General features: G+C 51.2%; 15 protein-coding genes, 2 tRNA genes and 3 other RNA genes. 11 read left to right on the forward strand and 9 right to left on the reverse strand.

Translation table 11 applies throughout. The features are described from left to right. Positions 1 to 84: 84 nt before the first annotated feature. Positions 85 to 2,763, forward strand: coding sequence for a bifunctional acetaldehyde-CoA/alcohol dehydrogenase (gene adhE, locus WN16_RS16620; RefSeq protein WP_003020717.1), 2,679 nt, complete (start codon positions 85 to 87; stop codon positions 2,761 to 2,763). Between the two features lie 237 nt (positions 2,764 to 3,000). Here the strand turns inward: adhE and tdk are convergent, their stop codons facing one another. After that, a complete protein-coding gene (gene tdk, locus WN16_RS16625) occupies positions 3,001 to 3,618 on the reverse strand; it encodes a thymidine kinase (protein ID WP_044700177.1) in 618 nt (205 codons plus the stop codon). A gap of 610 nt (positions 3,619 to 4,228) precedes the next feature. Here tdk and hns point away from each other — a divergent pair. Then, the gene (gene hns, locus WN16_RS16630) at positions 4,229 to 4,642 is read left to right on the forward strand and encodes a histone-like nucleoid-structuring protein H-NS (RefSeq protein ID WP_003020723.1); all 414 of its coding nucleotides are present in this window, start codon (positions 4,229 to 4,231) and stop codon (positions 4,640 to 4,642) included. 136 nt (positions 4,643 to 4,778) lie between these two features. On the opposite strand, the gene galU is transcribed toward hns, so the two are convergent. From galU to rssA, 3 genes are all read right to left on the reverse strand, one after another. Next, positions 4,779 to 5,687, reverse strand: coding sequence for a UTP--glucose-1-phosphate uridylyltransferase GalU (galU, locus tag WN16_RS16635; RefSeq protein ID WP_003020727.1), 909 nt, complete (start codon positions 5,685 to 5,687; stop codon positions 4,779 to 4,781). A 204-nt stretch (positions 5,688 to 5,891) separates the two neighbouring features. Further along, a complete protein-coding gene (gene rssB / locus WN16_RS16640) occupies positions 5,892 to 6,905 on the reverse strand; it encodes a two-component system response regulator RssB (RefSeq protein ID WP_003841305.1) in 1,014 nt (337 codons plus the stop codon). Positions 6,906 to 6,995: 90 nt separating this feature from the next. Then, positions 6,996 to 7,907, reverse strand: coding sequence for a patatin-like phospholipase RssA (rssA, locus tag WN16_RS16645; protein WP_003020732.1), 912 nt, complete (start codon positions 7,905 to 7,907; stop codon positions 6,996 to 6,998). 111 nt (positions 7,908 to 8,018) lie between these two features. Between rssA and WN16_RS16650 the strand changes: the two genes are divergently transcribed. The 7 genes from WN16_RS16650 to WN16_RS16680 all read left to right on the forward strand — a co-directional run bounded on the left by WN16_RS16650 (position 8,019) and on the right by WN16_RS16680 (position 10,262). After that, complete coding sequence (locus WN16_RS16650; protein ID WP_003841307.1) at positions 8,019 to 8,474, forward strand: YchJ family protein; 456 nt, start codon at positions 8,019 to 8,021, stop codon at positions 8,472 to 8,474. A gap of 55 nt (positions 8,475 to 8,529) precedes the next feature. Next, a complete protein-coding gene (gene purU, locus WN16_RS16655) occupies positions 8,530 to 9,372 on the forward strand; it encodes a formyltetrahydrofolate deformylase (protein ID WP_003020737.1) in 843 nt (280 codons plus the stop codon). 156 nt (positions 9,373 to 9,528) lie between these two features. Then, positions 9,529 to 9,613, forward strand: a tRNA-Tyr gene (locus tag WN16_RS16660). A 44-nt stretch (positions 9,614 to 9,657) separates the two neighbouring features. After that, positions 9,658 to 9,789, forward strand: a non-coding RNA gene (locus WN16_RS16665) — RtT sRNA. Between the two features lie 44 nt (positions 9,790 to 9,833). After that, positions 9,834 to 9,965: non-coding RNA, RtT sRNA (locus WN16_RS16670), on the forward strand. A gap of 36 nt (positions 9,966 to 10,001) precedes the next feature. Continuing rightward, positions 10,002 to 10,086 (forward strand) — tRNA-Tyr (locus tag WN16_RS16675). A gap of 44 nt (positions 10,087 to 10,130) precedes the next feature. Further along, a non-coding RNA gene (locus tag WN16_RS16680) (RtT sRNA) lies at positions 10,131 to 10,262 on the forward strand. Between the two features lie 236 nt (positions 10,263 to 10,498). Here WN16_RS16680 and narI read toward each other — a convergent pair. The 5 genes from narI to WN16_RS16705 form a co-directional block, all read right to left on the reverse strand. After that, positions 10,499 to 11,176, reverse strand: coding sequence for a respiratory nitrate reductase subunit gamma (gene narI / locus WN16_RS16685; protein ID WP_003020743.1), 678 nt, complete (start codon positions 11,174 to 11,176; stop codon positions 10,499 to 10,501). Next, positions 11,176 to 11,886, reverse strand: a complete 711-nt coding sequence (narJ, locus tag WN16_RS16690; protein WP_016150346.1) for a nitrate reductase molybdenum cofactor assembly chaperone — start codon at positions 11,884 to 11,886, stop codon at positions 11,176 to 11,178. The genes narI and narJ overlap by 1 nt, the downstream gene beginning before the upstream one ends. Next, complete coding sequence (gene narH, locus WN16_RS16695; RefSeq protein WP_016150347.1) at positions 11,883 to 13,421, reverse strand: nitrate reductase subunit beta; 1,539 nt, start codon at positions 13,419 to 13,421, stop codon at positions 11,883 to 11,885. The genes narJ and narH overlap by 4 nt, the downstream gene beginning before the upstream one ends. Continuing rightward, positions 13,418 to 17,161, reverse strand: a complete 3,744-nt coding sequence (locus tag WN16_RS16700; RefSeq protein ID WP_044700181.1) for a nitrate reductase subunit alpha — start codon at positions 17,159 to 17,161, stop codon at positions 13,418 to 13,420. The genes narH and WN16_RS16700 overlap by 4 nt, the downstream gene beginning before the upstream one ends. A 514-nt stretch (positions 17,162 to 17,675) precedes the next feature. After that, complete coding sequence (locus WN16_RS16705) at positions 17,676 to 19,067, reverse strand: NarK family nitrate/nitrite MFS transporter (protein ID WP_003020752.1); 1,392 nt, start codon at positions 19,065 to 19,067, stop codon at positions 17,676 to 17,678. A gap of 340 nt (positions 19,068 to 19,407) precedes the next feature. Here WN16_RS16705 and narX point away from each other — a divergent pair, with 340 nt between their 5' ends. Both narX and narL read left to right on the forward strand, forming a co-directional pair. After that, complete coding sequence (gene narX / locus WN16_RS16715) at positions 19,408 to 21,204, forward strand: nitrate/nitrite two-component system sensor histidine kinase NarX (protein WP_044700183.1); 1,797 nt, start codon at positions 19,408 to 19,410, stop codon at positions 21,202 to 21,204. Beyond that, a complete protein-coding gene (gene narL / locus WN16_RS16720) occupies positions 21,197 to 21,847 on the forward strand; it encodes a two-component system response regulator NarL (RefSeq protein ID WP_003020756.1) in 651 nt (216 codons plus the stop codon). Before narX ends, narL begins: the two co-directional genes overlap by 8 nt. The last annotated feature ends 21 nt before the right edge of the window (positions 21,848 to 21,868 follow it).

Consider the following 21,868-nt stretch of genomic DNA (forward strand, 5'->3'; position numbering starts at 1 on the left):
TACACAAATTTTCGTCGGTCTGTCTATACTCTCGTATCGAGCAGATGATTTACTAAAAAAGTTTAACATTATCAGGAGAGCATCATGGCTGTTACTAATGTCGCTGAACTTAACGCACTTGTAGAGCGCGTAAAAAAAGCCCAGCGTGAATATGCCAGTTTCACTCAAGAACAGGTTGACAAAATCTTCCGTGCCGCCGCTCTGGCTGCCGCAGACGCTCGAATCCCTCTCGCGAAAATGGCCGTTGCCGAATCCGGCATGGGTATTGTCGAAGATAAAGTGATCAAAAACCACTTTGCTTCTGAATACATTTACAACGCTTACAAAGATGAAAAAACCTGTGGTGTGCTGTCTGAAGACGACACTTTCGGTACCATTACCATTGCGGAACCAATTGGTATCATCTGTGGTATCGTTCCAACCACTAACCCAACTTCTACTGCGATCTTCAAATCACTGATCAGCCTGAAGACCCGTAACGCCATCATCTTCTCTCCGCATCCGCGTGCAAAAGATGCAACTAACAAAGCAGCTGATATCGTTCTGCAAGCAGCAATCGCTGCTGGCGCCCCGAAAGATCTGATCGGCTGGATCGATCAACCTTCCGTTGAACTGTCTAATGCGCTGATGCACCACCCGGACATCAACCTGATCCTTGCGACCGGTGGTCCAGGCATGGTTAAAGCGGCATACAGCTCCGGTAAACCGGCTATCGGCGTAGGCGCAGGTAACACCCCTGTTGTTATCGACGAAACCGCTGATATCAAACGTGCTGTTGCATCTGTTCTGATGTCTAAAACCTTCGATAACGGCGTAATCTGTGCTTCTGAGCAGTCTGTCGTCGTGGTTGACTCTGTATATGATGCAGTACGTGAGCGTTTTGCGACTCACGGCGGCTACATGCTGCAGGGCAAAGAGTTGAAAGCAGTCCAGGACGTTATCCTGAAAAATGGCGCGCTGAACGCAGCTATCGTTGGTCAGCCGGCATACAAGATTGCTGAACTGGCAGGCTTCTCCGTACCAGAAACCACTAAGATTCTGATCGGTGAAGTGACGGTTGTCGATGAAAGCGAACCGTTTGCGCATGAAAAACTGTCTCCGACACTGGCAATGTACCGTGCGAAGGACTTCGAAGACGCAGTCATTAAAGCTGAAAAACTGGTTGCGATGGGCGGTATCGGTCATACCTCTTGCCTGTATACTGACCAGGACAACCAGCCAGAACGTGTTGCTTACTTCGGCCAGATGATGAAAACCGCACGTATCCTGATCAACACCCCAGCTTCTCAGGGTGGTATCGGTGACCTGTACAACTTCAAACTCGCACCTTCCCTGACTCTGGGTTGTGGTTCCTGGGGTGGTAACTCCATCTCTGAAAACGTTGGTCCTAAACACCTGATCAACAAGAAAACCGTTGCTAAGCGAGCTGAAAACATGTTGTGGCACAAACTTCCGAAATCTATCTACTTCCGTCGTGGCTCTCTGCCAATCGCACTGGATGAAGTGATTACCGATGGTCACAAACGTGCGCTGATCGTGACCGACCGCTTCCTGTTCAACAACGGTTATGCAGACCAGATCACCTCCGTTCTGAAAGCTGCTGGTGTTGAAACCGAAGTGTTCTTTGAAGTTGAAGCTGACCCGACTCTGACCGTTGTTCGCAAAGGTGCTGAGCTGGCTAACTCCTTCAAACCAGACGTAATCATCGCGCTGGGGGGCGGTTCCCCGATGGACGCCGCGAAAATCATGTGGGTTATGTACGAGCACCCGGAAACTCACTTCGAAGAACTGGCGCTGCGCTTTATGGACATCCGTAAACGTATCTACAAGTTCCCGAAAATGGGTGTGAAAGCGAAGATGGTCGCCGTCACCACCACTTCCGGTACCGGTTCTGAAGTGACTCCGTTTGCGGTTGTTACTGACGATGCAACTGGGCAGAAATACCCGCTGGCAGACTATGCGCTGACTCCGGATATGGCGATTGTTGACGCCAACCTGGTGATGGATATGCCGAAGTCCCTGTGTGCGTTCGGTGGTCTCGATGCCGTCACTCACGCTCTGGAAGCTTACGTTTCCGTACTGGCTTCTGAGTTCTCCGACGGTCAGGCTCTGCAAGCGCTGAAACTGCTGAAAGAAAACCTGCCGGCGTCCTACCATGAAGGTTCTAAGAACCCGGTAGCACGTGAGCGTGTACACAGTGCAGCAACCATCGCCGGTATCGCGTTTGCTAACGCCTTCCTGGGTGTATGTCACTCAATGGCGCACAAACTGGGTTCTCAGTTCCACATTCCTCACGGTCTGGCGAACGCCCTGCTGATCAGCAACGTTATTCGTTATAACGCGAACGACAACCCGACTAAACAGACTGCATTCAGCCAGTACGACCGTCCGCAGGCACGCCGTCGCTACGCTGAAATCGCAGACCATCTGGGTCTGAGCGCACCGGGCGACCGTACTGCCGCGAAAATCCAGAAACTGCTGGGCTGGCTGGAAGAAATCAAAGCTGAGCTGGGTATTCCTAAGTCTATCCGTGAAGCTGGCGTTCAGGAAGCTGACTTCCTGGCACACGTGGACAAACTGTCTGAAGATGCGTTTGATGACCAGTGTACTGGTGCAAACCCACGTTACCCGCTGATTGCTGAACTGAAACAGATCCTGCTGGATACATACTACGGTCGTGAGTACAGCGAAGGCCAGACCACCGCTAAGACTGAAGCAGTAGCTGCACCGAAAGCAGAAAAGAAAGCGAAGAAATCCGCTTAATTTTCTCAGATAAGTTTTAGTTTCACCATAAACGGTCCCAGTTGGGACCGTTTTTTTTCGTCTTTTGTTATGAAAATTGAGTGATCCCCAATTTAACCATGTGAATAGAATGGCACGGTAAGAGATGTATTCAGGAAGATGTGAGAATAGCCGTCAGAAGAGAGTCTGACAGGGTAGAGGACATTGACGAATGTCCCGACCTACCCTTTGTTTATAAGCGCTCAGAAGCCTGCAGGGTTAATCGTGGCTGTGTCGCTCTTGTATCGTCGTCAGAGAGCCCTCAGACTGCGCCTGTTTGTAGTGTTTACGACATACCGACACATAGCGTTCATTCCCGCCAATAACCACCTGCTCGCCCTCGTTATAGGGCCTTCCAGACTGATCAAGACGTAAAACCATGCTGGCCTTACGCCCACAGAAACAAATGGTTTTTAATTCAACGAGCTTATCAGACCACGCAAGCAGGTATTCGCTGCCGCCAAATAATTCACCACGGAAATCTGTGCGTAAGCCATAGCACAACACGGGAATATCCAGCCGATCGACAACTTCAGATAATTCATAAACCTGTTGTCGAGTCAGAAACTGTGACTCATCAACCAGTACACAGTGAATTCTTTGCTGCTCATTTTCAGCACGAATCTCTTCGTACAATGATGAATTTTGGTTAAACAATTTTGCAGGCGACGACAGACCTATACGTGAACTTACTTTTCCAGCACCAAAACGGTCATCAATTTCCGCTGTATATACAACAGCACGCATCCCACGTTCCTGATAATTGTACGAAGATTGCAGCAATGCAGTCGACTTACCGGCATTCATTGCAGAATAGTAAAAATATAGCTGTGCCATTGACCGAAGGCCCTCACATGGGGAAATAAATATGCGCTGGATTGTATCATATTTCACGAAAGTGTCGGTGTAGCGTTGCGCCCAAAGGCGTATAAATGCGCGGGCAAGCTCGCTCAGTGCCGCCTGAATTTAAGTAACAGGTAGTGAGAGAGCATACAACCATCGACCATACAGCCCGAGATCGGACGCGTATATACACACTCTTTCACAAATAGTGCTCATGAAATTTATCAATGTCACTTATCATCATACGGCAATAAAGAAACCCTTCCCATATTGTTATTGAATCTACCCACTGTCGCCATGTATTAGCGAATTCACGTAAGCAAAACTAATACAAAAGGTTGAAATCACTGCAAAGAGATACTATTTGTACACTATAAAATGTGACCTGAATCTTGAATTTTTACTCTCAACCGCTGAGAAGCCCCCTCGCCAATAAGCCTTTTTTATGCCCAACATCATGGGGAATTTAAGACAGGAGAATTAATTCTGTTACTAAATAAAGCGCAATTTTGAATTCCTTACATTCCTGGCTATTGCACAACTGAATTTATCGCTCTATTATTAGCTCAACAAACCACCCCAATATAAGTTTGAGATTACTACAATGAGCGAAGCACTTAAAATTCTGAACAACATCCGTACTCTTCGTGCGCAGGCAAGAGAATGCACTCTGGAAACGCTTGAGGAAATGCTGGAAAAATTAGAAGTTGTAGTTAGCGAGCGTCGCGAAGAAGAAAGCGCTGCTGCCGCTGAAGTTGAAGAACGCACTCGTAAACTGCAACAATATCGTGAAATGCTGATCGCTGACGGCATTGATCCGAACGAACTGCTGAATAGCATGGCTGCTGTTAAATCTGGCACCAAAGCTAAACGCGCTGCACGTCCGGCTAAATATAGCTATGTTGACGAAAACGGTGAAACTAAAACCTGGACTGGCCAGGGTCGTACACCGGCAGTGATCAAAAAAGCGATGGAAGAGCAAGGTAAACAACTGGACGATTTCCTGATCAAGGAATAATTCAGAAATACTTTGCTTAAAATCCCGCCATTGGCGGGATTTTTTTTACTGGTACTTCGCTCAGCCTTACCCGGATTAGGTATAAAAAAACGGCGCTGTTAATACAGCGCCGTTCTGACCAGATAATACCAGAAGGTTACTTCTTAATACCCATCTCGTCTTCCAGCCAGGCTTTAAATTCAGCGCCGAGAGTATTATGGCGAATACCATATTCGACGAACGCCTGCATATAGCCCAGTTTATTACCACAGTCATGGCTTTTGCCCTTCATGTGATAAGCTTCAACCGTCTCTTTTTCAATCAGCATATCGATTGCATCTGTCAGCTGAATTTCATCACCCGCTCCCGGAGGGGTTTTAGCCAGCAGAGGCCAGATATCGGCACTAAGAACGTAACGACCCACAACGGCCAGATTAGAAGGCGCTACATCAGCTTTTGGTTTTTCAACCACGCCAACCATCGGGACGCTTTCGCCCGGGGATAATTCAACGCCTTTACAATCAACAACACCATAAGCCGTAACATCTTCTACCGGTTCAACCATAATCTGGCTGCTACCTGTTTCATCAAAACGATGAATCATTTCGGCAAGGTTGTCGCGGGATAAATCAGATTCGTATTCGTCAAGAATTACGTCCGGCAGGATTACAGCAACCGGTTCATCGCCAACCACAGGGTGCGCGCACAATACTGCGTGGCCCAGACCTTTTGCCAGACCCTGACGCACCTGCATAATAGTCACATGCGGCGGGCAAATAGATTGCACTTCTTCCAGAAGCTGACGTTTTACACGTTTTTCCAGCATCGCTTCAAGTTCAAAGCTTGTATCGAAGTGGTTTTCAATAGAATTTTTAGACGAGTGAGTTACAAGTACAATTTCAGTGATGCCCGCAGCAATACATTCGTTTACGACGTACTGAATTAATGGCTTATCAACCAACGGTAGCATCTCTTTCGGGATTGCTTTCGTAGCCGGTAACATCCTGGTTCCTAATCCCGCAACTGGGATAACGGCTTTTTTGACTTTTGAATTAAGGGCAGCCATTTAAAACTCTCCTGGACTGTTCATGTATTGAACGTGTTCATCATTCTGTATCGCATCCGAGTATATCAGTACAGCGACAAACTTCTGGTCTGAAAAGGACGCGCGTCGGTATAATTAAGATAAATACGAATAAATCTGGCGCTGATAGTAGCACTTACAGCACGGGGAGGGTGAACCAATTTCATTTGCACGCCTCTCAATTGTTCATTCCGCAGACAACATCAAGCGCAGACGCCCTCCCGCCCCCCATATTTGGCATTGCCATGACTCACAATGTTGGCTCAACTGATTAAGATACGTATTACCTAAGGTACCCAGCGGAACGCCATTGCTGATTTGCACTTGGTGGGAACCTGTATTTAATGTCGCATTCAGCCCTGCAGATACCAGAATCAGATTTTTTAATCCGCTGTGGTAATACCCCACCAGCAAGGGAAACTGCCCTGGTAAATTTGCTTGCCGCAACAAATGATTTACCTGTTTCAATAACGTACCTAACTCCGGCAACCGCTGATTTTGTTGTGTCAGTTGCTCCTGCAGTAGACCATTAAATAGCGCCCGCAATAATAATGCAGCCAAAACACCATTATCCCCTGCCCGCGTCACATCAAGGCAATAGAATGCAAGGTCATGATCCGACAGCGGCGCAATATCCAGCACCAGCCCCGGTTGGTCGGCTACTACCAATTGTCGATAGTTAATGCGACAGTGCGAAATCACTTGCGACACTGGAGGCTGTAATTCTTTTAGCAGCTTCGCGGCGGCGGCAGGATCGTCCACCATCGCATCCCAGTCGCGAAACAGCCGCTCTTCTTCTTCCACGCGTGAATTAAACATGTTGGGATAAAGACATGCAAAGACGGTTTCTCTCAAGCGATTAAGGTCTTTCACCGGCTTCAATAGGACATCATCCACCCCGAGTCGTAGCGCTTTGGCTATGTCGGACATGTTTTCCGTCGCAGAAATCACCAGTATCGGGGTCTGATCGCCACGATTGCGTAGATACTCAACCAGTTTGAGGCCGTTCATTCTTGGCATAGCCAGATCGCAAATCATCAGATCTGGCGTGAAGTGTCCAAGTAGTTCAAGTGCTTCAAGCCCGTCGCCAGCCACCGCCGTTGTCGCTCCCAAAGAGGAAAACCATGAGTCCATGAGTGAGCGAAATACCGGCTCATCCTCAACGATAAGAATCTGTTTTCCGACCAATGGCTGCGTCATATTCTCCCCCCTGACTGGCTTTAATAAATAGTGGCATGCTATTGCCACTCACGCCTGTCAGAATTAGCTTAAGTGTTGATAAAAAATGCGTTAGACGTTGGTTTTCACCAAGGGTAGAAGTTCATCCATTTTCTTCTCGACCGCCAACTGCCCGGCAGCAATTGCTGCACTGGCGCGGTGAAAATCCAGCGTGGATATTTGTGGACAAAACGGCTGAATCAGTATGTCTGGAGGGTCGCCGGCCATGCGGTTACGTTTCAGACGATTTTCCAGAACCTGAATAGACGTCGTCATGATCTCCATCGCCGTCGGTGCCGTGACCGCACGCCTGGCCGTAATATTGCTCAATCGCTCTTTCAGGCGGGCATGCCATGAAAGCTCGTCAGCATCATTACCCGATTCGGCATCGCTATTGACGTTGAAGGAGAGTAAATCTTGTTGCATGAGATGAGCATCGTGTTGCAGGTCGACCGCGATAACAATATCGGCCCCCAACGCACGAGTCAGGGATACAGGGACGGGATTCACCACCGCGCCATCGACCAGCCAGTAACCATTATGCGCCACGGGAGACATCAGACCAGGAATACTACAGGAGGCTCGGACAGCCAGATGCAAATCACCTTCGGTAAACCACAGCTCCCGCCCCGTACTCAGATTAGTAGCAACAGTTGCGAAACGGCGTGTGCATTGCTCAATTGCTTCTACCGGCATAACATTACGGTACTGATTGAATACCCGTTCACCGCGCAGTAAACCTCCCCTGCGCCACGAGAGATCCATCAGCCGTAAAACATCCCAATAGCTGAAAGAACATACCCACTTTTCAAGAGCAGGCAACTTATTGCAGGCGTAGGCAGCGCCAACCAGCGAACCGATGGAGCACCCTGCCACGATATCAACATCGATGCCCATATGCTTAAGGGCTTTAATAACCCCAATATGCGACCAACCTCGCGCCGCGCCGGAACCTAGCGCCAGCCCAATTTTTATTTTTCTCATTATACGTACAAACTTCCCCTGGCTTGCAGACGTAGCAACATCGCTACCGCTCAGTTAACATAGTGCCACTCTGGCGTTTTTACGCCGTTTTTATATTCCAGGGAGTACTTTGTGTCTCAGCTTTGTCCCTGTGGTAGCGCTGTCGAGTATAGCCTATGTTGCTACCGTTATGTGTCCGGCGCGCAAGTAGCACCTACGCCGTCACACCTCATGCGTTCTCGTTACTGTGCTTTTGTGATGAAAGACGCAGATTATCTTATCAGGACCTGGCATCCAGATTGTCATGCGGCCTCGTTTCGCGACGACATTATCGCAGGATTTAATCATACTGAATGGCTTGGGCTGACCGTTTTTGAACAAGAGACGGCAGACACAGAAGATATCGGCTATGTCAGTTTCGTCGCACGGTTTTCTGAACAAGGTAAAACAGGTGCAATTATCGAGCGCTCTCGTTTTTTAAAAGAAAACGGTCAGTGGTACTATATAGACGGTACACGCCCTCAAATTGGACGAAACGATACCTGCCCTTGTGGCTCCGGTAAAAAATTTAAAAAGTGCTGCGGCTAATCAACGCCCGACAGTATCAATTTTGCAAACATTCTCAACAGGATCACCGCTGCAAATGCATTCATTACAAAGAAAAGTGCTGCGTACTATTTGCCCGGACCAAAAAGGTCTGATCGCGCGCATTACGAATATCTGTTACAAGCATGAACTGAACATCGTGCAGAACAATGAGTTTGTGGACCACCGCACCGGACGCTTCTTTATGCGCACCGAACTGGAGGGCATTTTTAACGACGTCACGCTGCTTGCCGATCTGGACAGCGCCTTACCTGAAGGCTCAATTCGTGAATTAACCCCAGCAGGCCGCCGCCGCATCGTCATTTTGGTCACTAAGGAAGCGCATTGCCTGGGCGATCTGTTAATGAAGGCCAATTATGGCGGGCTGGATGTTGAAATCGCCGCGGTGATCGGCAATCACGAGACGTTGCGTCCTCTGGTTGAACGGTTTGATATTCCGTTTGAGCTGGTCAGCCATGAAGGTTTAACACGTGACGAACATGATCAGAAAATGGCTGACGCTATCGACGCCCACCAGCCGGACTATGTCGTGTTGGCTAAATACATGCGCGTTCTGACCCCGACATTTGTTTCACGCTTTCCAAATAAAATTATCAATATTCACCATTCATTCCTGCCAGCATTCATTGGTGCTCGCCCGTATCATCAAGCTTATGAGCGCGGCGTAAAAATCATCGGCGCGACGGCCCACTACGTGAATGATAACCTTGATGAAGGCCCAATCATTATGCAGGACGTGATCCATGTTGATCACACCTACACTGCCGAAGATATGATGCGCGCGGGTCGCGACGTTGAAAAAAATGTTTTAAGCCGTGCGCTGTATCAGGTTCTGGCTCAGCGCGTCTTTGTTTACGGTAACCGAACGATTATTCTGTAATCGATTGATAAGTTAATTGGTTACCTTTACATCTTTGCGTGTAAAAATCAGGCAACCAGTTCTTTTTTATCAACGGAATGCTTTACAGGGGCGCATCATTTGATATGATGCGCCCCGCTTCCAACGGAAGCAGGCCAGTAATTAGCATTACCCCGTGGTGGGGTTCCCGAGCGGCCAAAGGGAGCAGACTGTAAATCTGCCGTCATCGACTTCGAAGGTTCGAATCCTTCCCCCACCACCATTTTTTACTACAGCGATGTAGTTATCCCGGTGAGCAATACAGAAGTTTGCACTTGTCGGGGAAGGGTGAGAACCTTCGATTAAGGTTCGACTCGAGCGAAAGCGAGAGAACGTTGCCAACGGCAACGGCCCGAAGGGTGAGGAGCGAAGCGACGAATAATCCTTCCCCCACCACCATTTTTTACTACAGCGATGTAGTTATCCCGGTGAGCAATACAGAAGTTTGCACTTGTCGGGGAAGGGTGAGAACCTTCGATTAAGGTTCGACTCGAGCGAAAGCGAGAGAACGTTGCCAACGGCAACGGCCCGAAGGGTGAGGAGCGAAGCGACGAATAATCCTTCCCCCACCACCACTCATTCTTTTAGACTCACAAAATTAGTATACCCCTGGTGGGGTTCCCGAGCGGCCAAAGGGAGCAGACTGTAAATCTGCCGTCATCGACTTCGAAGGTTCGAATCCTTCCCCCACCACCAACACTTCATAAAGCACCAACACATAATCAATCTGCAATGCCCCAAATTCTTCCTATTCGGGAAGGATGAGAAGCTTTGACCAAGGTTCGATTCGAGCGTTAGCGAGAAAGCGTTGCCGCAGGCAACGACCCGAAGGGCGAAGCGCGCAGCGCTGAGTAATCCTTCCCCCACCACCATCACTTCATAAAGCACCAACACAAAATCAATCTGCATTGCCCTTTATTTGCCTGATGCGCTGTGCTTATCAGACCTACAAACTCGACACATGCCCACAAATTGCCTGATGCACTACGCAGGCCTACGGCGCTCGCTGAAACCTGCGTAGGCTGGATAAGGCGTTTGCGCCGCCATCCGGCAAACAGGCATAAAAAAACCCCGCCGAAGCAGGGTTTTATCTTTCACAGAAATACAATTAGTGACGTGCACGAACAATCTGGTATTTGCGTGTCAGATATTCGACCGGGACGCTCCAGATGTGTACCAGACGCGAGAATGGGAACAACAGGAACAGCGTCATACCCAGCACAAGGTGCACACGGAAAATAAATGCGACGCCATCCAGATACTGAGACGCTCCGCCATGGAAGGTCACCACTGTCTGCGCCCAGTTCACCAACTTCATCATCTCGCTGCCGTCCATATGCTGGGCGGAGAACGGAATGGTCAGCAGACCCAGCGCACACTGGATAACCAACAGAGAGAGGATCAGAATATCCGCTCCGGTGGTGGTAGCCCGCACTCGTGGGCTGAACAAACGACGTTTCAGCAGCAGTACACCGCCAATCAGACACATTACGCCGCTAGCGCCACCCGCGAACATCGCCATCTTTTGTTTCACTTCAAGCGGCAGCCACGCTTCATACATCCAGTGTGGCGTTAACATACCCAAGAAGTGCCCGGCAAAAATCCCCAGGATCCCAATGTGAAACAGGTTTGACGCCAGGTTCATCCCTTTGCGATCCAGCATCTGACTGGAGGCCGCACGCCACGTATACTGCCCGTAGTCATAACGCAGCCAACTGCCGATCAGAAAGACAGAACCCGCGATGTACGGATAGATGTCAAAGAAGAACGTATTCAGGAAGTGCATTAGTGCTGTCCTCCGGTAGTGATATTCAGATACTGCGGCGCAACGGCCCCGGCAAAACGACGCTGGTGAGCGGAGATTTCCGACTCGCCACACCCCTGATCGGCGAAGAATTTTACCTGCTCTTCTTCCCAGACCGCATCCAGCGCTTGTGGAGTATCATCACGGGCTTCATCCGCAATTTTTTCAGCCACTTTATCGCTGTCGATAACGGTATTCGCCAGTTTTAACAGCAAATCGAACAGTACTGCATAACGGCTTTCACGCTGCTGCAAACGAGCGCTGAGCAAAGCCAGGATCGGCGCAATATCCTGCAAGCCACCTAGCGCTTCGCTTTTCGGCAGTTGCGCAAGATATTCCAGATACAACGGCAGATGATCGGGAAGTTCGCGGCTGTCGAGCTGCAAACCGTGCTGTTCATACTGTGCCATCAGGTCAACCATCGCCTGACCGCGATCGCGGGATTCACCGTGTACATGTTCAAACAGCAGCAGCGAGGTGGCACGGCCACGATCAAACAGTTCGCTGTAACTTGCCTGCACATCCAACACGTCCTGCGCGATTAGATCGCGCAGGAAAACGCCCAGAGTCTGGGCATCCTCTTTATCCAGGTTCTCAGATGACGCGAGTGCATCGAAAAGCTCCTGCTGATGCTGCCACAGGGCAGCATCCGGGTACTCGAGCAAACGCGAAACAATGACGAGTTCAATCATTGGTGCGGCTCCGTTTTGCTGGTCACATCGACAGCGTCGATGCGGCGGCTGTTGAACAGATTGAATTTAGTATCAGAACCGTGGCAACCGTCACCGAAGGTAAAGCCGCAACCGCTTTTCTCCGGGAACGCGTCACGCGCCAGTTCACGATGGCTGCTCGGCACCACGAAACGATCTTCGTAGTTCGCAATGGCCAGATAACGATACATCTCCTGTGCCTGAGCTTCGGTCAGACCGACCTCTTCCAGCGCACGGGTATCGACTTTACCGTCAACGGTTTCCGCACGTTTGTAGTGACGCATCGCCAGCATACGTTTCAGCGCCAACAGCACCGGCTGAGTATCGCCTGCTGTCAGCAGGTTCGCCAGGTACTGAACCGGGATACGCAGACTGTCAACGTCCGGCAGAATACCGTTGCTGCCCAGCTCGCCCGCATCGGCGGCAGACTGAATCGGTGACAATGGCGGCACGTACCAAACCATCGGCAATGTGCGGTATTCCGGATGCAGCGGCAGCGCCAACTTCCAGTCCATCGCCATTTTATAAACCGGAGACTGCTGTGCGGCATCGATAACGCTCAGCGGAATACCATCTTTCAGCGCCTGTTCAATAACAGCCGGATCGTTCGGATCGAGGAACACGTCCAGTTGACGCTGGTACAGATCTTTCTCATGCTCGGTGCTTGCCGCGCTTTCAATCGCATCCGCGTCATACAGCAGTACGCCGAGGTAACGGATACGACCGACGCAGGTTTCGGAGCACACGGTCGGTTGACCGGCTTCGATACGTGGATAGCAGAAAATGCACTTCTCTGACTTACCGCTCTTCCAGTTGAAGTAGATTTTTTTGTACGGGCAACCGGTGATGCACATACGCCAGCCGCGGCACTTGTCCTGATCGATCAGCACGATGCCATCTTCTTCACGCTTGTAAATGGCACCGCTCGGGCAAGTCGCCACGCACGCCGGATTAAGGCAGTGCTCGCACAGACGCGGCAAATACATCATGAAGGTGTTTTCGAACTGACCGTACATCGCCTTCTGCATGTTCTCGAAATTTTTGTCTTTCGCCAGCTTCTCGAACTCACCGCCGAGGTCATCTTCCCAGTTCGGACCTTTGGTGATTTTATCCATACGCTGACCGGTGATCAGCGAGCGCGGGCGGGCAATCGGCTGCGCTTTGCTGTCTGCCGGGGTGTTGTGCAGAGTCTGGTAATCGAAGTCAAACGGTTCGTAGTAGTCATCAATACCTGGCAAATGCGGGTTAGCAAAAATTTTACCCAGCAGCAGCGCTTTGTTACCCATGCGCGGCACCAGTTTACCGTTGATCTTACGGATCCAACCGCCCTTCCATTTTTCCTGGTTTTCCCAATCAGTGGGGAAGCCAGTACCCGGTTTGGTTTCAACGTTGTTAAACCAGGCATACTCCGCACCTTCACGGCTGGTCCAGACGTTTTTACAGGTTACTGAACAGGTGTGGCAACCGATGCACTTATCGAGATTCAGCACCATGCCGACTTGTGAACGAATTTTCATTTTACGCTCTCCTGTACCTGGTCATTGCCTTCGCCATCCAACCAGTCAATGTTCTTCATCTTACGAACCACCACGAACTCATCACGGTTCGAACCTACGGTGCCGTAGTAGTTAAAGCCGTAGGCCAGGTGGGCATAACCACCAATCATGTGCGTCGGTTTCGGTGTGATACGGGTCACCGAGTTATGGATCCCGCCGCGCTGCTCGGTAATCTCCGACCCCGGAATATTCACAATACGTTCCTGGGCGTGGTACATCATGGTCATCCCGGCCGGGACACGTTGACTCACAACCGCACGAGCGGTGAGTGCCCCGTTACTGTTAAAGACTTCGATCCAGTCGTTATCCTCGATACCCAGATCTTTCGCATCCGCTTCGCTCATCCACACGATCGGACCGCCGCGGCCTAACGTCAGCATCAGCAGGTTATCGCTGTAGGTGGAGTGGATACCCCACTTCTGGTGTGGCGTCAGGAAGTTGAGCGCTTTTTCCGGGTTACCATTTGATTTCTCGCCCATCACCTCTTTCACCGAACGGGTATCAATTGGTGGGCGGTATACCAGCAGGCTTTCACCGAAGTCTCGCATCCACTGATGATCCTGATACAGCTGCTGGCGACCAGTCAGCGTACGCCATGGGATCAGCTCGTGAACGTTGGTGTAACCAGCGTTGTAAGAAACATGTTCATCTTCCAGTCCTGACCAGGTCGGGCTGGAGATAATTTTGCGCGGCTGCGCCTGAATATCGCGGAAGCGGATTTTCTCGTCTTCTTTATTCAGCGCCAGATGCGTATGGTCACGGCCGGTAAATTCACTCAGCGCCGCCCAGGCTTTCACCGCCACCTGACCGTTGGTTTCCGGTGCCAGGGTGAGGATCATCTCAGCGGCATCAATCGCCGTATTCAGCATCGGCTGGCCTTTTGCCGGGCCTTCAGCCTTGGTGTAATTGAGCTTGCGCAGCAGATCCATTTCGCTCTGGGTATTCCAGGCAATCCCTTTCCCGCCGTTCCCGACTTTATCCATCAGTGGGCCGATGGACGTGAAGCGTTCGTAGGTTGCCGGGTAATCACGCTCAACTGTCATGATATGCGGCGCGGTAACGCCTGGAATCAGATCGCATTCGCCTTTCTTCCAGTCTTTAACATCCAACGGCTGCGCCAGTTCGGCGGCCGAGTCGTGCTGGATAGGCAGCGTCACTACGTCAGTTTCTTTGCCAAGGTGGCCCACGCAAACTTCAGAGAATTTCTTGGCGATAGCCTTGTAGATTTCCCAGTCGCTCTTCGATTCCCAGGCTGGATCAACGGCGGCAGACAACGGGTGAATAAACGGATGCATATCCGAGGTATTCATATCGTCTTTTTCATACCAGGTAGCGGTCGGCAGCACGATGTCGGAGTACAGACAGGTGCTCGACAGACGGAAGTCCAGGGTAACGACCAGATCCAGCTTGCCGTCCAGTCCGTTATCCTGCCATTCCACTTCTTCTGGCTTCACGCCCCCCTGTTTACCCAGATCCAGTCCCTGAATACCATGTTCAGTACCCAGCAGATACTTCAGCATGTACTCGTGGCCTTTACCGGAAGAGCCGAGCAGGTTAGAACGCCAGATAAACAGGTTACGCGGATGGTTTTTACCGTTCTCTGGTTGTTCAGCCGCAAAGCGAATAGAACCTTCCTTCAGAGATTTAACGGTGTAATCCACCGGTGTCATCCCGACTTTTTCCGCCTCACGCGCAATGTACAGCGGGTTAGTACCTAACTGCGGCGCAGATGGCAACCAGCCCATACGTTCAGCGCGAACGTTAAAGTCAATCAAATGGCCACTGTAGCGGGATTTGTCTGCCAGCGGAGACAGCAGTTCCTGCGCGGTGACCGTCTCATAGCGCCATTGGCTGGAGTGGTTATAGAAATAGGACGTACTGTTCATGTGACGCGCCGGACGCTGCCAGTCAAGGCCAAACGCCAGCGGCTGCCAGCCGGTCTGCGGACGCAGTTTTTCCTGGCCGACGTAGTGCGCCCAGCCGCCGCCGCTCTGGCCGACGCAACCACAGAACACCAGCATGTTGATAAGCCCACGATAGTTCATATCGAGGTGGTACCAGTGGTTCAGACCCGCGCCAACAATAATCATTGAGCGGCCGTGCGTTTTATCTGCGTTATCGGCAAATTCACGGGCAATACGCACGATCTGAGCGCGCGATACGCCAGTGATTTTCTCTGCCCATGCCGGGGTATACGCTTTGATATCGTCGTAGCTGGAGGCGCAGTTTTCATCGTTCAGACCGCGTTCCAGACCGTAGTTGGCCATGGTCAGATCGTAAACGGTCGTCACCAGCGCAGTAGAGCCATCTGCCAGTTGCAGGCGTTTTACCGGCAGTTTGTGCAGCAGAACATTTTCCAGTTCAACTTTGCTAAAGTGCTCGGTACCTTCGCCGCCAAAATACGGGAAGCCGACTTCAGCGATGTCGTCCTGGCTGCCCAACAGGCTGAGCTGCAGTTCGGTTTCGTTACCGGACGTGCCGTCGCGCTGTTCAAGGTTCCATTTACCTTTTTCACCCCAGCGGAAACCAATTGAACCGTTTGGCGCAACCATTTCGCCGTCGGTATTGATGGCAACAGTTTTCCACTCTGGATTATTTTCCTGACCCAAGGAGTCAACCAGATCGGCGGCACGCAGCATACGACCCGCCGCATAATACCCGTCACGCTCTTCGAGCATCACCAGCATCGGGAAGTCGGTGTAACGACGCACGTAGTCGGTGAAGTATTGGCTCGGGTTATCAAGGTGGAACTCGCGTAGCATGACGTGGCCCATTGCCAGCGCCATTGCGGCATCGGTACCCTGCTTCGGAGCCAGCCACAGATCGCAGAGTTTAGCGATTTCAGCGTAATCCGGGGTGATGGCGACCGTTTTAGTCCCTTTGTAGCGAACTTCCGTGAAGAAGTGCGCATCTGGGGTACGGGTCTGCGGAACGTTTGAACCCCAGGCGATAATGTAACTGGAGTTATACCAGTCGGCAGATTCCGGAACGTCAGTCTGCTCACCCCAGGTCTGCGGAGACGCAGGCGGCAAGTCACAGTACCAATCGTAGAAGCTCAGGCAGGTGCCGCCAATCAGCGACAGATATCGTGCACCGGAGGCGTAGGAAACCATCGACATCGCAGGGATCGGCGAGAAGCCCGCCACGCGGTCAGGACCGTAGGTTTTAACGGTGTAAACGTTAGAAGCGGCAATCAGCTCATTCACTTCCTGCCAGGAAGAACGCACAAAACCACCACGACCACGCGCTTGTTTGAAGCTTTTTGCTTTATCGGCGTCTTCGATGATGGAGGCCCATGCGTCTACCGGATCGCTGTGCAGTCTTTTCGCTTCACGCCACATTTTCATCAGACGTTTGCGCATCAGCGGGTATTTCAGACGGTTAGCGCTGTAGAGATACCAGGAATAGCTTGCACCACGAGGGCAACCACGAGGCTCGTGGTTTGGCAGGTCCGGACGGGTACGCGGATAATCGGTTTGCTGGGTTTCCCAGGTCACCAGACCATTTTTCACATAGATTTTCCAGCTGCATGAGCCAGTGCAGTTTACCCCGTGGGTTGAACGCACGATTTTGTCATGCTGCCAACGCTGGCGGTATCCGTCCTCCCAGTCCCTGTTGGTATTGAGAAGCTGGCCATGCCCATCGGCAAAGGTTTCGCCCTTCTGCTTGAAGTAGCGAAACCGGTCCAGGAATTTACTCATCGGTTTTCTCCTGTAGGAGCCTGACGGCTCTCTGATAAATCGACATTGCTTGATTGAGAGCGAAGGTAACGCTCTGAAAGGGCGTGAGAATTGATAACGATCAAGGCAGGCAGGGATGAAAAATGAGGGTTGGTTTTTACATACCCCCAAAGTGGGATATTGATAATTAATGTAATAAATTGAATTTAAAGGATTTTTAATAATTCAATTATCATGCAAATGTTAAATTCTTTATAAGTGGGTATTAAGGGGTATCCCCCCTGCTTAGCATGTTGCGTTCGCCGTTCTCACAGGCTGTTGTCATGCCACAATACAAAAGTATGTTGTAACTAATTACAGATAAAAAAAAGCGCGGTCTAACACCGCGCAATGGATAATCAACTTACACTTCATCCTTCAAACTGCTTCGCGTTGGCTGCGCTCGTTCTCCCCAGTCACTTACTTCTGTTAGCTCCTGGGGATTTCTCACTTGCCGCCTTGATGCAGTTAGAATGATTTTGTGTATACCACTTTTTTACTTTTTAGAATGACGTCCGTATACCGCCCAGGTGATAACCACACAAGCGACATAGAAGATCAGAAATACTTTCATCGCACCGACCGGAGAACCGGTTAATGCCAGGGACGTGCCAAATGCTTTCGGGATAAAGAAGCCGCCGATCGCACCAATAGCAGAGATAAAGCCCAACGCTGCCGCCGTATCGGTTGCCGCCTCGCGCATCGCTTTCTCTTCTGAACCACCTTCAGCTTTCACTCTGTCCATCGTCAGTTTGCGAAAGATTACAGAGATCATCTGGAAGGTTGAACCACTCCCCAGACCAGCCGTCAGGAACAACGCCAGGAACACAGCGAAGAAGGCAATGAAGTTGCCACCGACACCGTTTGATGGCAGCGTCAGGAACAGTAAGGCACTGAAAATAGCCATCAGAATGAAGTTCACCAGCGTGACGCGGGTCCCGCCCAGACGGTCAGAGATTGCGCCGCCCGCAGAACGCGCCAGCGCACCAATGAACGGGCCGAAGAAGGCGTAATGCAGGATCTGCACCTCTGGGAACTGCGTTTTTGACAGCATCGCGAAACCGGCAGAGAAACCGATAAAGGAACCGAAGGTCGCCAGATACAGCAGGCTCATAATCCACAAATGCCCGCGTTTCAGCACCGGCAATTGCTCTTTCAGCGAGGCTTTGGAGGTTGCCAGTTCGTTCATACCGAACCATGCGGCCAGCGTGAAAATAGCGAGGAACGGCACCCAAATCCATGCGGCGTTTGCCAGATACAGCTGTGTACCATCCGGTTGTTCAACCCCGTGGCTACCAAATGCGGCAAAGATTGACAATGAAACCACCAGCGGCGCGACCAGCTGCATCACGCTGACGCCCATGTTGCCCAGGCCACCGTTCAGACCCAGCGCGCCGCCCTGTTTCTGTTTTGGAAAGAAGAAGCTGATGTTTGCCATACTGGACGCAAAGTTCGCACCAGCGAAGCCGCACAGCAGGGAGATAATAATAAAGGTACTAAACGGCGTGGAGGTATCCTGCACCGCAAAACCTAACCATACGCAAGGAATGATCAGGATGCCGGTGCTAAATGCCGTCCAGCGACGTCCACCAAACAGGGGGACCATAAAGGAGTACGGAACACGCAGCAGCGCGCCGGACACCGAAGGTAATGCCGTCAGCATGAACAGCTGTTCAGTGGTGAAATCAAATCCGACTTTCGGTAAGTTCACCGCCACAGCGCTAAATAACATCCACACGCAAAACGCCAGCAGTAAGCAAGGGACGGAAATCCACAGGTTACGGCTGGCGATTCGTTGACCACGCTGCTGCCAGAAGGCGGGATCTTCCGGTCGCCATTCGGTAATTACAGCTCCAGATGCCCTTTCCGGGGCAGATGAGTGACTCATAGACACCTCTGATACTTGTTTCGATGCCTGCAACATTAGGGTTTACAGCTGGAGGTAAGTTGATATAAATCAAAGGAAAAGGTGTCATTATTCATGCCTAAAATTTATTATTACCCTTAATGAGTACATAACTTCGGTAAAAAAGATGTGGTTTTTCACGCTTCTGTCGCCCCCTACTCCCCCTCGCCCAGGATCTCTCCCTCCACTGGCAATTAAGGGGTAGCCCGTTTGAGGTATGGGTATACTCCAGTGTATCGCCGAGAATAACGCCACTGCCTGCAGCAGAATCGTCATTCAATAAGGTTTTCTGTTCGACGAAAACCCGAAGGAACAAGTCACCATGTTTAAACGTTGTCTCTCCCCGCTTACGCTGGTCAACCAGTTGGCGCTGATTGTTTTATTGTCCACAGCCATCGGCGTGGCGGGTATGGCTGTCTCCGGCTGGCTGGTTCAGGGCGTTCAGGGTAGCGCCCATGCAATCAACAAAGCGGGATCGCTGCGCATGCAGAGTTATCGCCTGCTGGCAGCCGTACCGCTGGACGCTAGCGATCAACCGCTGCTGGATGAAATGGAGCAAACGGCGTTTAGCCCGGAGTTGACGCGTGCCGCAAAGCGAGATGGACAACAGGCGCAGTTAAAAGCATTACAGGATTACTGGCACACTGAACTTGCGCCGGGACTTGCGCATGCGCAAACGCCTGATGCGGTAGCGCAGGATGTGACGCGCTTTGTGGGCGGACTGGATAAATTGGTCACCGCCTTTGACCATACCACCGAATTACGCATTGAACGCGTCGTCCTGCTGCATCGCCTGATGGCCGTATTTATGGCATTGCTGCTGGTTTTCACCATTATCTGGCTGCGCGTGCGCCTGTTAGAGCCGTGGAAACAGCTGCTGTCGATGGCGCGAGCCGTCAGCCAGCGTGATTTTACCCAACGCGCGCATATCAGCGGTCGTAATGAGATGGCGGCTCTGGGCTCGGCGCTAAATAATATGTCGGAAGAACTGGCCGAAAGTTACGCTGTGCTGGAACAGCGAGTACAGGAGAAAACGGCGGGGCTGGAGCACAAAAATCAGATTCTTTCTTTTCTGTGGCAAGCTAACCGCCGCCTGCATTCTCAGGTGCCGTTGTGCGAACGCCTCTCTCCGGTACTGAATGGTTTGCAAAATTTGACCTTGCTGCATGATATTGAGCTCCGGGTTTACGACCTGGAAGATGAAGACAATCATCAGGAATTTACCTGTCAGTCAAATGCCAGCTGTGATGAGAAAGGTTGCCATCTGTGTCCTCGCGGAACGCTGCCCGCGATTGACGGCGGGATTACATTGAAATGGCGGCTGACCGATGCGCATACCCAGTATGGTATTCTACTCGCCACCTTGCCGAACGGACGCCATCTCAGCCACGATCAGCAGCAGCTGGTTGATACTCTGGTTGAGCAACTGACCGCAACGCTTGCGCTCGACAGGCATCAGGAGCGTCAACAGCAGTTGATTGTGATGGAAGAGCGTGCCACCATTGCGCGCGAACTTCATGATTCTATTGCACAATCGCTCTCTTGTATGAAGATGCAGGTTAGCTGTTTACAGATGCAGGGCGATGCGCTTTCAGATAACTGTCGCGAGTTGCTCAGCCAGATTCGTAACGAGCTAAATGCTTCATGGGCACAACTGCGAGAACTGTTAACCACCTTCCGTTTACAGCTCACGGAACCTGGATTACGACCGGCGCTGGAAGCCAGCTGTCAGGAGTACAGCGCCCGTTTTGGATTTACGGTTAAGCTGGATTATCAGCTACCGCCACGCCTGGTCCCTTCGCATCAGGCGATTCACCTGCTACAAATTGCGCGCGAAGCCCTGAGCAACGCACTTAAACACTCTCAGGCCAATGAAGTGGTCGTGACGGTGGTGCAAAATGGCAAGCAGGTCAAACTGACAGTGCAAGATAACGGCTGCGGCGTACCGGAAAACGCCGAACGCAGTAACCACTACGGCATGATAATAATGCGCGACCGCGCGCAGAGCTTGCGCGGCGATTGCCGCGTACGCCGTCGCGAGACGGGCGGTACTGAAGTTGCTGTCACTTTTATTCCCGAAACAAACTTCACAGAAGTCCAAGGAGATACCCATGAGTAATCTGGAACCGGCAACTATCCTGTTGATCGACGATCATCCGATGCTGAGAACCGGTGTAAAACAGCTTGTCAGCATGGCGCCCGATATTACCGTTGTCGGCGAAGCCAGCAATGGTGAGCAGGGTATCGAGCTGGCTGAATCCCTTGATCCCGATCTGATCCTGCTTGATCTCAACATGCCCGGCATGAACGGTCTGGAAACCCTCGATAAGCTGCGTGAAAAATCACTGTCGGGCCGTATCGTTGTGTTTAGCGTATCCAATCATGAAGAAGATGTGGTTACCGCACTGAAGCGTGGTGCCGACGGTTACCTGCTGAAAGATATGGAGCCGGAAGATTTACTGAAAGCATTGCAGCAGGCTGCCGCTGGTGAAATGGTGCTGAGCGAAGCCTTAACCCCGGTTCTGGCCGCCAGCCTGCGCGCCAATCGCGCAACATCCGACCGTGATGTTACTCAACTGACGCCGCGCGAACGCGATATTCTTAAACTCATCGCCCAGGGTCTGCCTAATAAGATGATCGCCCGCCGCCTCGACATCACCGAAAGCACAGTAAAAGTTCACGTGAAGCATATGCTGAAGAAAATGAAGCTCAAATCACGCGTTGAAGCCGCGGTATGGGTGCACCAGGAACGCATTTTTTGATAACGCGCTCATGCGTCATTG

It is taken from the genome of Citrobacter sp. ABFQG (assembly GCF_004322975.1).
In the GTDB taxonomy this organism is placed as follows: domain Bacteria; phylum Pseudomonadota; class Gammaproteobacteria; order Enterobacterales; family Enterobacteriaceae; genus Citrobacter; species Citrobacter freundii.